12 protein-coding genes are annotated in these 13,226 nt (G+C 45.0%); all 12 read right to left on the bottom strand.

Annotated features, from left to right (window positions below; all coding sequences use genetic code 11):
- Nucleotides 1-134: 134 nt before the first annotated feature.
- Nucleotides 135-626, bottom strand: coding sequence for a chemotaxis protein CheW (locus OPS28_RS00960; RefSeq protein ID WP_265607536.1), 492 nt, complete (start codon nt 624-626; stop codon nt 135-137).
- Entirely contained in the window at nt 619-1,365 is a 747-nt protein-coding gene (locus tag OPS28_RS00955) for a chemotaxis protein CheW (protein ID WP_265607535.1), read from the bottom strand. The genes OPS28_RS00960 and OPS28_RS00955 overlap by 8 nt, the downstream gene beginning before the upstream one ends.
- Before the next feature lie 6 nt (nt 1,366-1,371).
- Nucleotides 1,372-2,136 carry a ParA family protein gene (locus tag OPS28_RS00950; RefSeq protein ID WP_265607534.1) on the bottom strand — a complete coding sequence of 255 codons (765 nt, stop codon included), beginning with the start codon at nt 2,134-2,136 and terminating at the stop codon, nt 1,372-1,374.
- A 47-nt stretch (nt 2,137-2,183) separates the two neighbouring features.
- The gene (locus OPS28_RS00945) at nt 2,184-3,323 is read right to left on the bottom strand and encodes a protein-glutamate methylesterase/protein-glutamine glutaminase (RefSeq protein ID WP_265607533.1); all 1,140 of its coding nucleotides are present in this window, start codon (nt 3,321-3,323) and stop codon (nt 2,184-2,186) included.
- 30 nt (nt 3,324-3,353) lie between these two features.
- Nucleotides 3,354-5,642: a chemotaxis protein CheA gene (locus OPS28_RS00940; RefSeq protein ID WP_265607532.1), complete on the bottom strand. Its 2,289-nt coding sequence runs from the start codon at nt 5,640-5,642 to the stop codon at nt 3,354-3,356.
- Between the two features lie 12 nt (nt 5,643-5,654).
- A complete protein-coding gene (locus OPS28_RS00935) occupies nt 5,655-6,401 on the bottom strand; it encodes a protein phosphatase CheZ (RefSeq protein ID WP_265607530.1) in 747 nt (248 codons plus the stop codon).
- 31 nt (nt 6,402-6,432) lie between these two features.
- Nucleotides 6,433-6,816: a chemotaxis response regulator CheY gene (cheY, locus tag OPS28_RS00930; protein WP_108567833.1), complete on the bottom strand. Its 384-nt coding sequence runs from the start codon at nt 6,814-6,816 to the stop codon at nt 6,433-6,435.
- Between the two features lie 49 nt (nt 6,817-6,865).
- Nucleotides 6,866-7,594 carry an RNA polymerase sigma factor FliA gene (locus OPS28_RS00925; protein WP_265607527.1) on the bottom strand — a complete coding sequence of 243 codons (729 nt, stop codon included), beginning with the start codon at nt 7,592-7,594 and terminating at the stop codon, nt 6,866-6,868.
- A gap of 2 nt (nt 7,595-7,596) precedes the next feature.
- On the bottom strand, nt 7,597-8,457 hold the full coding sequence (locus OPS28_RS00920) for a MinD/ParA family ATP-binding protein (protein ID WP_265607526.1): 861 nt from the start codon (nt 8,455-8,457) through the stop codon (nt 7,597-7,599).
- A complete protein-coding gene (gene flhF, locus OPS28_RS00915) occupies nt 8,454-9,842 on the bottom strand; it encodes a flagellar biosynthesis protein FlhF (protein WP_265607525.1) in 1,389 nt (462 codons plus the stop codon). Before flhF ends, OPS28_RS00920 begins: the two co-directional genes overlap by 4 nt.
- A gap of 29 nt (nt 9,843-9,871) precedes the next feature.
- Nucleotides 9,872-11,992, bottom strand: a complete 2,121-nt coding sequence (gene flhA, locus OPS28_RS00910; protein ID WP_265607524.1) for a flagellar biosynthesis protein FlhA — start codon at nt 11,990-11,992, stop codon at nt 9,872-9,874.
- A 102-nt stretch (nt 11,993-12,094) separates the two neighbouring features.
- On the bottom strand, nt 12,095-13,219 hold the full coding sequence (gene flhB, locus OPS28_RS00905) for a flagellar biosynthesis protein FlhB (protein ID WP_265607523.1): 1,125 nt from the start codon (nt 13,217-13,219) through the stop codon (nt 12,095-12,097).
- Nucleotides 13,220-13,226 lie beyond the last annotated feature (7 nt).

Raw genomic sequence — 13,226 nt, 5'->3', positions numbered from 1 at the left:
GAATATGCGCATGCAATCTTCCAACTTATATTAAAAATATCCTTGAAATGAACCGGGAGTCCATATATGCAATGACGGTAAGCTATTAATAAAAAAGGCAGGAAAAAAACCTGCCTCAAACTGAACATATGAAGTTAAAGAGAACTTATCTCATCCCACTCTTCATCGCTCAATAATTTATTTAAATCAACGAGGATAAGCAGTTCGCCGTCACGATTGCTTACACCTTGAATAAACTTCGCGCTCTCTTCAGTACCGACATTTGGTGCACTATCAATTTCAGATGATCGCAAGTAAACCACTTCAGCCACGCTATCAACCAGAATACCGACCACCTGCTCATCAGACTCTATAATAACAATCCGTGTGTTATCAGTGATGTCTTTCGGCGGAAGACCAAACCGAGCGCGGGTATCAATAACTGTTACCACATTACCACGTAAGTTGATAATGCCTAGAACATAATCTGGCGCGCCAGGTACAGGTGCAATTTCAGTATGACGCAGCACTTCCTGAACCTGCATTACGTTAATGCCGTAAGTTTCGTCACCTAAGCGGTAAGTTACCCACTGTAATACTTCATCATTGCTGTCAGCTGCGTTGCTGTTGCTTCTTTCGTCATTCATTTACCTGACTCCGATTGCTGGACACATTATCATTACTGCCCAGACCTTTGTTTAGCATTGAAATTAAATGGTGTACGTCTACTAACGCACACATCTTGTTCTTGACCATTCCCGCTAACCAGGGACGTTTACCTGTAGACTCCCGCCACTTTACCTCATTTTTACGTAAGGTAATTGTATTGACTAGCTTGTCACTGGCTAAGCCCCAAGCGCTGTCCCCTAGCATTATAAGATACTGATAGTTTAGCGCTTCTGCCAGCTTTTGATCATATTTTTCTGGCATAACCCACATTGCCGTATCTACAACGTTTAATTTTTGTTCACGATGTAGCATCACGCCTTTAAACCATTTAGGCTTGCCTATCAACGGACCCACCTTCTCTAGCCTGTGTATGCCGCCTAATGTAATTAGCGGTACCGCCATGGTTAAACCGGCCACCTCAAAGAACAGAGCTTGAAACTGCTCTTCTAATAATTCGTGTACTGGTACTATTTTTTCCGGCGGCGGAGTGGCAACTACGCTAGTTTCCGCTAATGCTTCTTCATCAATAACGGATTCATCAACAGGGGGCGCCGGCGTGGTGGCGGGCACTTCTTCTTTAACAATATCCAGACTCGCCTTTTCGAGTAACTTCGCTGTGCGCGCTGTCACTTCTGTCGGATCTTCAGGCCCGTGAAGAAGACTATCCAAATAGGCCTCCATCACATCTTCTTTGGCAAAAGGCGTGCTTTTACTCATGTCGAGTTATTGCTCCAATTCATTTAACAGTTTTTTGTAGGCGTAAACACCTCTTGCCTTTGGATAAACAACTGAAGCGGGTGATTGCGCCTGACTGGCGTCCCTGAACCGCGTATCGACAGGCACCATACTGCTCCATACGCTGTCACCATAATCTTCGCGTAAGCGTGCATCCGCTTCAGCTGCCGCATTAATTCGCTTATCAAACATTGTAGGAACGATAATTGTATCAAACGACTTTTGTAACGAGCGGCCCATTATTTTTAACGTTTGAACCATACGGTCTAAGCCTTTTAGCGCCAAAAACTCGGTTTGTACTGGCACAATTACTTTTTCACAGGCAGCTAATGCGTTCACCATCAATACGCCAAGTACTGGTGGGCAGTCTAACAAGACATAATCAAAATCTTTTTCAACTTTCGCCAACGCTTTTTTTAATATCAGACCCATTCCATGCTGATTCCCCAGTTGTCTGTCTAATGTTGCTAATGCCATAGTGGCTGGCAAGATAAACAAACTATCTAACTTTGTGGGACAAAGACAATCAAGGACTGTATCGGCAGTTACTGGCGTTTTATTAACGAAGATATCGTAGACTGAAGAAGAAAGTTCCTCAGAGTCAATCCCGAAATAATAACTCAATGAGGCATGGGGATCGGTATCAACTAATAGGACACGTTCGCCTCGCTGCGCTAGTATTCCTCCTAGCGTTACAGTTGTAGTGGTTTTTCCTACTCCACCTTTTTGATTGGCAATCGTCCAGATTTTCAAGTTTACGTCCCCGGCGTAACACGTGGGTAACTTACCTTTTCAGTAAGTTATCGTGGTGTCATCTCTGTCAGAATACAGTCAGCGATATCCCCGATAGGAATATTCTTTTCAGCAATATTGGCCGATGCTACAGCTTGCGGCATGCCGTACACGACACACGTTGCTTTATCCTGGGCCCAAATTGTCGCCCCTTTATCCTTTAGTTTCCTGCAGCCTTCTTTGCCATCGGCTCCCATCCCAGTCAGGATAAGTCCTAAAACATCTCCTCCATAGACTGGCAAAAGGCTTTCAAATGTCAAATCAACACTCGGTTTATAACTAATTTTATCAGCTGGATTGGCATCTGCTATAACTATCTTTACGGTGTGACCCTTTCCTTCAACCAACATCTGTTTGCCGCCAGGCGCGAGATAGGCGCAGCCGGGTTTGACGATATCACCATGCTCAGCTTCTTTTACCGGAAATTTGCAGTGTGTATTTAACCGTTGAGCGAAAGCCTTGGTAAAAGTACCAGGCATATGTTGAACCAAAAAAATAGGCACTGAAAAATGTTCGGGAATTTTAGTGAGTACTTGTTGCAATGCCACGGGTCCGCCTGTGGATGCTCCAATAGCTAAACACCGATACTTTTTCCCAGACGCAATAACTTTTGAAACGGTCGGCTGTGGGGTGGCATCTGAACGCCCGGCTAGCAATGATGAAGACCGGAAAAACTTCGGCTTAGTTGCCCCAGCAGACGTCGACGGTGTGGGCCGTAAAGAGGCCATTGAGGGTCGCTGTATACCCCTTCCGCGTCTTGCTATTAATCGCACTTTCGTGCGCAATTGCAAAGACGCCTCTCGCCTATCATCGGCGATGTCTTCAAACTTTTTGGGAAGAAAGTCGATAGCTCCCGCTTCTAGTGCATCCAGCGTAGCTTGCGCGCCGTCATGGGTCAACGAAGAGAACATAAGGATAGGCAGCGGTTTTTTGTCCATAATCGCTTTAACTGCCGAAATACCATCAAGAACCGGCATTTCCACATCCATGGTAACCACATCGGGCGACAGTTCCATGATTTTGTCAATGGCTTCCTGGCCGTTCCTGGCCTCGCCTACCACTTCCAGTTCTCTATCTTCGTTAAGAATTTCACGGACACGTCGCCGGTAAAACGTCGAATCATCCACTACCAGGACTTTAAACACCATTGATGCGAGCTTTCCTATTTTTAATATTTTTTATTTCAAACTCTTCCGTGCATAACGTTTGAGTAGACTGGGAATATCCAGAATTAACGCAATACCACCATCCGATGTAATCGTTGCACCTGCCATACCAGGGGTCCCCTGAAGTAAAGCATCTAGCGGTTTAATAACCACTTCTTCCTGTCCTATCAATGCATCAACCACAAAGCCTACTTGTTGCGTACCAATCTGCACAACTACCACGTGACCTTTCGTCTTCTCTATATTTTTTGGGCCACGAATTAGCCATTCACCCAGGAAAAATAAGGGAATCGCCTTCGATCTAACGATCATGGTTAGCTGCCCATCAACCGTGTTGGTTTTCTTGATGTCCATGTTAATAATTTCATTTACCGCCCCTAACGGTAAAGCAAAGGTCTGTTTGCCAACAACGATCATCAAGGTGGGTAAAATAGCGAGCGTTAACGGAACTTTGATTTCTAAACGGGTACCCTTACCTAGCTGAGAATCAATATTAATGGTTCCATTAAGCTGGTTAATTTTCGTTTTGACCACGTCCATACCGACGCCGCGACCCGAAATGTCGCTAATTTCAGTTTTAGTGGAGAACCCAGGGGCGAAAATGAGATTAAATGCCTCTACATCTGACATTCGGGCTGCAGCATCTGAATCAAGCACGCCACGATTGATAGCAATCTCTTTTAATTTTTCGGGATCCATCCCCTTACCATCATCGTCAATAGTTAGAAGGATGTGATCACCTTCTTGAGACGCGGATAGTTTAACCGTCCCCATTCGAGCTTTACCTGCCGCCTGGCGTTCATCAGGCATCTCAATCCCATGGTCCACAGAGTTTCTAACCAAGTGAACCAATGGATCAGCAAGCGCTTCAACTAGGTTTTTATCTAGATCTGTTTCTTCCCCTTCCAGTTCAAGGGTAATTTCTTTTTTAAGACTACGCGCTAAATCCCTTACCACTCGAGGGAACCGACCAAACACCTTTTTAATTGGTTGCATGCGGGTTTTCATTACCGCACCTTGCAGGTCCCCTGTCACCACATCCAAGTTGGAAATGGCTTTAGACATGGATTCGTCATTGACGTTAATGCCTAAGCTTAACAATCGATTTCGCACTAACACCAATTCACCGACCATATTCATAATTTGGTCAAGGCGTTTAGTATCTACACGTACGGTGGTTTCAGCTTGTGGCGCTGCTCCAGCAGCTTTTTTGTCTTCTTTTTTAGCGGCGGGCGCTGAAGATTGCGCATCTGTTTTGGCTGCTGGCGCAGAAGTCGGTTTCGTTGTTTGTTCAGCTTTGGCTTTATTTACCGCCTCTGTTGCGGTTTTATCTACCTGAACAGCGCTTTTTTCAACTTTAGGCTCTGCCTTTTTAGGGGCAGCGGTTGACGCTTCTTTAGCCACAGAAGGGCCTTGTCCAGAACCGTGTAACTGGTCGAGTAGTTTTTCAAACTCATCGTCAGTTATTTCATCATCCCCACTATTCGCTGAACTTGCTTTAGCAGATTCAGCGGGTGTGGCAGCTTCTTCTTCCGCACCACCTTTAAACTGGCCTTTGCCATGAAGTTCGTCAAGAAGTGCTTCAAATTCATCATCGGTGATATCTTCCGTGTTGCCTGACGCAGCTTCTTCTGGCTTAATATTCTTGCTTTCCGCTTTAGCCGCCGCGACTTCAGGTTGCGCAGGGCGTCCTGGTGCTCCCCCACCATGTAATTCATCTAACAAAGCTTCGAATTCATCTTCGGAAATATCTTCAATGCTACCGCCGCTTTCACTTGAAGGCTGCGCATGCATAGCAGACACTTCTGGCGCTTGGGGGATTTCTTCTACTATTAACTCTTCCTCTTCTTCAGGCGCAGTTTGTTGTTGACCAACAGCTGTTTCCTGACCAAATATATTTTCGTCTGGCGTTTCGGGTTTGCTTAGCTTATGTAAAATCTCAACTAATCCAGCATCCGCGGGTTCTAGGGGATCACGTGCTTTGACCTTTTCGAACATTTCTACCACAACATCGGTTGCTTGTAGAATGACATCCATTAATTCGGGTGTCAGCGTGCGTTGACCATTGCGCATGACGTCAAAGACATTTTCTGCACCATGACAAATTTCGACTAATTCGGTGAGTGACAGAAAACCTGCTCCACCTTTTACCGTATGATATCCACGGAAAATTGCATTTAGTAAATCGGCATCGTCTGGATTGTTTTCCAGATCAACGAGTTGTTCTTGTAATTGTTCCAGTATCTCGCCGGCCTCAACCAGAAAGTCCTGTAATATATCCTCGTCAACGTCAAACGACATGCGTCTGCTCCCCTAAAAACCTAAGCTCGATAAGAGGTCATCCACATCATCTTGCCCCTGAACAACATCATCACGTTGTTCTGCGTCGATAATTGGCCCCTCTGCTTCAATCTTATCGGTCTGATCTTTTAAAGGTTTAGTAGTCTTTTCGGCTTTTTCAACATCACCGAACATGGTCAACATGTTAACCAAGCTATCTTCTACTTCCTTAACCAAATCGATAACACGGCGTATAACTTGACCTGTTAAATCCTGATACCCCTGCGCCATCAACACTTCTGTTAATAAACTGGTTAACTTTGCGGATTCAGCTGATGCATCGGTTAACAATTTATCCAGATCGGTGCACAGCGATTTAAATTCCCCGACTTCGATTTGCCTGTTCATCAACTTTTTCCACTCAGGCATAATAGTGTCAATGCGCTGAGACAATGTTTCAGCGATTGGCATACTTGCCTCAACGGCATCCATAGTAGTATTAGCCGCTTTCTCGGTTTCTTCAATGACATATGTCAAACGAGATTGGGCATCGGGAATTTCATCAGTAGCCAATCCAGCAATGCGTTCGTCTAACTGAAAACTATTTAGCGCGTCATGAAGTTGTCGAGTCAGTTTACCCACTTCAGCAAAAAGTTCTATTGACTCTTTCATTGAGGCGGCTTCGAGTAAGGCTCGAGCTGACTCATGATCGCCTTCCTCCAGAAAAACGACCAACTGCTTGGCTTCTTCTAATGTTATAGGGACGTTGTGTGTCGACATCCAGTTTTCCTCTACCGTTGGAGCGTCTGGATTAACCTAAACGTTCGAAGATTTTGTCGAGTTTTTCCTTAAGAGTTGCAGCAGTAAATGGCTTGACAACATAACCATTTACACCCGCCTGAGCAGCAGCAACAATTTGCTCCTTTTTCGCTTCGGCAGTAACCATTAGGACAGGCAAATGTTTAAGTTTGTCATCCGCTCGAATGGCGCGTAACAAATCGATACCTTGCATACCGGGCATGTTCCAGTCGGTGACGACAAAGTCAAAATCACCCTGCTGTAACATTGGTAACGCAGTACTTCCATCGTCCGCTTCCTGGATATTGGAAAACCCCAAATCTTTTAGCAGGTTTTTTATGATACGTCTCATAGTTGAAAAGTCGTCAACCACGAGAATTTTCATATTTTTGTCCAAAATGGCCTCCAGTGAGGGTTATTAGTTATTGATATTCATTGTAATTTAATTAGTCACCCACCCGCCATGATTTCATTCGTGATTTGAGTTTTAACATGGCCTGGCTGTGAATTTGGCTAACTCTGGATTCGCTAACATCCAGCACTTCACCAATTTCCCGAAGGTTAAGTTCTTCATCATAGTATAAAGACAAAACGATTGCTTCTCTTTCGGGTAATGTAGTAATAGCATGAGCAAGTGCTTTTTGAAAAGCTCCTTGCATTAAATCATCTAGTGGCGTATCACTTCCTGCATTTTCTTCTGTCGTGATAACGTCTTCAGTTACGCCTAAGTCTTCAATGCCGACAAGCTTTCCAGCGTTCACTTCATTTAGCATTTGATGATAATCATCGAGACTAACATTCAAAACAGACGCTATCTCTGCATCTTTGGCATCGCGTCCGGTTTCTTTCTCTACCTGTGATATGGCTTCAGATATGGCGCGGCTGTTTTTATGGACCGAACGCGGCGTCCAGTCGCCTTTACGGATTTCATCCAGCATAGCACCACGGATACGAATACCTGCGAACGTTTCGAAACTTGCGCCTTTAGAACCGTCAAAGTTTTTGGCGGCCTCTAGTAAACCAATCATGCCAGCCTGTATAAGATCATCCACCAATACGCTGGGTGGAAGTCTTGCCATTAAATGATGAGCAATACGCTTTACCAGCGTAGCATGCTGTTCAACCAGCTGCGCTTTGTCATTTTGCTGTCGATAGGCTGCGGCTTTACTATTCAACGTTAACTACCCGCTACTTTTTTTGAAATTAATTGTTCAATGAAAAACTCTAGATGTCCACCCGGCTGTTCAGGGATGGGCCATTTCGATGCTTTTGTCGCCAGTTGCGAAATAGCCAGCGCCGCTGGTGAACTTGGGAAAGCATCAACAATCGCGGTTTGTTTGCGCACCGCGCGGCGGATATTTTCATCAAACGGTACGGTCGCTACCAGCTCTAATGCAACATCTAAGAACCGCCCGGTTACTTTTGAAAGTTTACTGAATAATTCCTGACCTTCTCTAATGTCTCTCACCATATTAGCGACAATCTTGAATTTGAATACGCCATGCTCGCGGTTGAGGATCTTGATAAGGGCGTAGGCATCAGTCAATGAAGTGGGCTCGTCACACACGACCACCATAATGTCTTGTGAAGCTCTGGAAAAGCTTAAAACCATGTCAGAGATACCGGCCGCCGTATCGACTATTAAAATATCGATTTGCGAACGCAATTCACTAAACGCGCGAATTAAACCGGCATGTTCAGTAGGCGATAATTCTGTCATTGCCTGAGTACCCGAAGTTGCGGGCGCAATTTTAATGCCGTAAGGGCCGGTCACTAACACTTCATCAAGCGTACATTCACCTGATAAAACATGGGATAAGTTTTTTTCTACCCGTAACCCTAGCATCACATCCACATTAGCCAGGCCAAGGTCCGCGTCAAGTACCATGACACGTTTACCTTGCTTGGCCATCGCAATGGCTGTGTTAAGGGTAATGTTAGTTTTACCTACCCCTCCCTTGCCGCCGGTTACGGCTATCACTTTTATAAGTCGAGATTGATTCATCTTTCGTAAGCTACTCGCTTGATCGTCGATCATACTGCTCGTGCTGCGTTAACCACTTGATTACTTGTAGTATGATTCAAACCATACTTTTTATAAAGCTTTGCGGCAGCAGATACGAGAGATTTTGCATCGGCAATTTTAATATCTTCAGGAACTTGTTGTCCATCAGTAACATAGCTCACCGCCAACTGATTTTCCACAGCAATACTTAATATTTCTCCCAAACTGTAACATTCGTCTAGTTTAGTAAATATACAACCGTCCAGTTTAATTCTACGATATGCATCGACAATCCGCTGCATGGCGGCGTATTGAGTATTGGCTTGCGCGACCAAATATTTTCTCACAGGCTGCATCTGGCCATTATCAAATTGAGCAAGCTGCTTAATTAATCGACTGTCGCGCTGACTAAAGCCAGCCGTATCAATCAAGATTAGTCGCTTATGGCGTAACTGAAATAACTGCTCGGCTAATTCTTCACTAGATTGAGCTTTGCGTACGGTGCACCCTATGATTTTGCCATAAGTCGCCAATTGTTCATATGCGGCAATACGATAAGTATCCACTGTAATCATGGCCACCTGATCGCTGCCGTGGCGCTGTGCATACCGCGCTGCCAGCTTCGCCACTGTGGTAGTTTTCCCTGTACCTGTAGGGCCAACAAGAGCAACAATACCTGTTTGGCGTAAAATATCATTCCCAGCTATTTGTAATCTGTTGGCAAGTAAATTGAGTAAATAGACCCAGGACTCACGCTCACTGTATTCTGCCGGAGTAAAATTAATCAATTGTTCGGCCAATGATTCACTAAGCCCCATCTGCGTGAGGCTGTGTAGTAAATATTGATGGGTGGGTAGATGGCGGCTCTTCTTTTCTTGCTTGAGTTCGGCCAGCTGATACTGAAGAATATTTCGTAAAGATTCAATCTCATCCTTGATACCTGCCAAATCTGCACTATCTGCAGTTCTTTGACCAAAGCTACTATCGCGTTCAGGCATAGTATCAATTAAATCATTATCAAATTTTAAATAATTTTCTTTCGCTACTGTTTTTGAAGAAGCTGAAATTGGACGCGGTTGTTCCGGAGCCACCGAACTTGTATCTGGCTGGTGGGTTTTAATTGACTCTGATGCACCCGATTGCTGCTTTTCCAGTAAGGCTCGTAAACTATCGGGACCATCATCACCGATAATTTCGCTAAGAGAAGGTGTTGGTTTACCTTTTTTAGCGGACGTATCATCGTTACGGCGTCTTACATTACCTAACTTGACATCTGGTTCTTTGTCGTAAGCGGCCACTAATTCTACCCCATCAGCCACCTTACGATTGGACATGATAACGGCGTCACTACCCAGCTCATCTTTAACTTTATTTAGCGCTTCGCGCATGTCTTTGCCATAAAACCGTCTAATTTTCACTGCAACCTCGCCTCTTTAATGGCGTCATATTATTGACCCACAGAGCTAACAATTTTAATTTGTTTATCATCCGGCACTTCCTGATAGGACAATACATGTAGTCCTTCAACTGAGTACTTCAAGAAGCGAGATAAGACTGGACGTAGCATTCCAGACGTCAGCAGAACTGATGGTTCCCCTGCTAACTCCTGTTGCTGACTGGCTTGTTGCAACGACTGCTGAATCCTGTCAGCCAGTCCTGGTTCAATGCCTGCGCCATCTTCTCCTCCGGCTTGTAATGACTGGTGCAACATCTGTTCCAGTTCTGGCGCCAGAGTTATGACAGGTATTTCCTGCTTGCCATCGCAAATTTCTTGTACGATTAACCGCTTGAGCGAAATGCGCACGGCTGATACCAGTACGTCAGGGTCCTGGCTCTTGGGTGCAAACTCACTTAAGGTTTGTACAATGGTGCGCATATCACGGATAGGTACACCTTCGAATAGCAAGGTTTGCAACACTTTAACTACAGTGCTTAATGGCAATAAATCAGGAACTAAACCTTCAACCAGTTTGGGATTATTTTTTGCCAGTATATCTAATAATTGCTGCACTTCTTCATGGCCCAGCAACTGGTATGCGTTATTGGTAAGCAATTGACTAAGATGCGTCGCCACCACCGTAGCGGCATCAACTACGGTATACCCGAGTGTTTGGGCATGTTCACGTTGATTAGGCTTAATCCATACTGCATCTAAACCAAATGCTGGATCTTGAGTAGTACGCCCTTCCAATTTACCAAACACCTGACCTGGATTAATGGCCATTTCTTCATCATGACTTATTTGTGCTTCGCCAATGGTCACACCGAGCATAGCAATATTGTAGGCATTAGGGTCCAGATCTAAATTATCCCTGATGTGCACTGGCGGAATTAAGAAACCCAGCTCTTGTGAAAGTTTTTTCCTGACGCCTTTAATACGTGTCAGTAACTCGCCGCCCTGAGACTTATCAACCAAAGGTATAAGACGATAACCCACTTCTAAGCCGATAGTGTCTACTTGTTGTACATCATGCCATCCCAACTCTTTTACTTCTGGCGCGATATAGTCATCGGTATTAACGCTACCAGCCTTAGCTGCCGGCGTATTTTTACCCGTTTTCTCTGCTTCCTCCGCACCTATACGTTTGGATTGCCAAAACGCGTAGCCACCCGCAATGGCTGCGAAACTGAGAAAAGCTAAATGTGGCATGCCTGGTACAATACCCATCACAAACAAAATCACAGCAGCAATACTTAAAGCCTGCGGGTTGCCTAACTGGGTTCTGATTTCATCACCCATTTGCTGGTCTTCGTTTTCCCGCGTCACGATAATGGCAGTGGCTACCGATAGTAACAACGACGGGATTTGCGCGACCAAACCATCCCCTATCGTCATGATGGTATAAACTTCAAGGGCATTGCCAAAGCTCAAACCGTGCTGAATCATGCCAATAAATAATCCACCCACAATATTAATTAACATAATGAATAAGCCGGCGATGGCATCGCCTTTCACAAATTTGGAGGCACCATCCATGGAACCGTAAAAATCTGCTTCCGCGGTAATTTCTTCTCGCCGTTGGCGGGCCTGGTCTTGATCGATATAACCAGCATTCAAGTCTGCATCAATAGCCATTTGCTTTCCGGGCATGGCATCAAGCGTAAAGCGTGCGCTTACTTCCGAAATACGGCCAGCACCTGCGGTAACGACCTTAAAGTTGATAATAAGTAAGATAGCAAAGACCACGATACCCACAGCAAAATTGCCACCAATTACAACTTCACCAAACGCTTCGATTACCTTACCCGCAGCATCCCCCCCTTCGTGACCATATAGCAGTACGACCCGGGTCGAGGCGACATTCAGGGCTAAGCGAAGTACCGTTGCGATTAATAAGACCAGCGGAAATATACCAAAGTCCACTGGACGTTTGGTGAGTACCGCTACTAAGATGATGACCAATGAAAGCGCAATATTAAAACTGAACAGTACATCCAGAAGGAAGGGCGGCATGGGCAAAATAACCATACCCATAATAGCCAGAAGAACGACTGGGGCGCCTAGACCACTGGCGAATTGCTGCATTTGGTTTTTGTTAAACCGTTGCAGATAACCGGATAACTCCATCGAACTGACTTCTCACTTTTTTGCTATCAGAATTTTGACACTTACTGTCGGTGTGCAAATGACTCTTCAACTACTGTGCCATGTTATCCCCTGATCTAAACATTATCTGCGTAGTTCAGTAGGGATTGGTAAGTCTCGCTTAAGCGGTTTAGGTCGTTTACCTTTTCCAGCTTTGAATGCTTTTAACTGGAACACGTAGGCGAGTACCTGTGCGACTGCCATAAACAGCTTTTGTGGAATCTCGGCATTGACCTCTGTGGAGTAATATATTGCTCGCGTTAGCATAGGGGTGGGAATCAAAGGTACATCGTTAGCCGTCGCAATTTTACGAATATGCATAGCTAATTCATCGGCACCTTTGGCAACAACAACTGGCGCACGGGTGCCCTCTTCGTCATATTTCAACGCAACAGAATAGTGAGTCGGGTTAGTGACAACCACATCAGCCTGAGGTACATCTTGCATCATCCGTTTCGCTGAAGCCTGGAATTGTAATCGGCGAATACGACCTTTTGTTTGGGGGTCCCCTTCAGCGTTTTTGTGCTCGTCCTTGATCTCCTGCTTGGTCATTTTTAATTCTTTATTATGTTTGTGCTTTTGATATGGCACATCAATAAGAGAAATAGGTATCATACCGAGTGTCATAATGAAAAAAGCCCATGCAATCATCTCCATTGCATGAAAAAAATTTCCCGGATATGCTTCCATGTCCAGGTGGATAGCCTCCTCCTCGTAATACAACATGGCTATCAACGCTAACCCGCCAATAACAAAAACCTTAGCAATAGACTTAAGTAACTCTACCAACCCATTTGGTCCGAACATGCGTTTCAAACCGTTCAGCGGATTAAGCTTATTGAACTTAGGTGCGGCAGATTGCCAGGAAAAATTGAATCCGCCTACCCCGATGCTACCGTAGATACCGCCAATCATCGCGACTATTTGAAACATAATAACCGGGAAGGCTACTGCTGTCAGTGCATCGCCCCATGCGCCGAACATATGAGTGGTATCATAGGTTTCATCTCTGGATAGGGTGAACATACGCAGAGCAACGGAATAAAGAGAAGCCGCGAGCTGTCCGCCAATGACTAAAAACATCGCACCACTAAAAATTAAAACTAATGTGGTCGATAGTTCCTTCGAACGCGCTATCTGCCCTTTTTCACGGGCATCGTCAATTTTTTTCTGTGTGGGTTCTTCCGTTTTATCGTCGGTATCAGCCATGGCTGCC

Source organism: Alteromonas sp. ASW11-130, assembly GCF_026183735.1.
GTDB lineage: Bacteria > Pseudomonadota > Gammaproteobacteria > Enterobacterales > Alteromonadaceae > Alteromonas.
The sequence above is the reverse complement of the archived record's forward strand: the minus strand, read 5'-3'. Positions and strand labels throughout refer to the sequence as shown.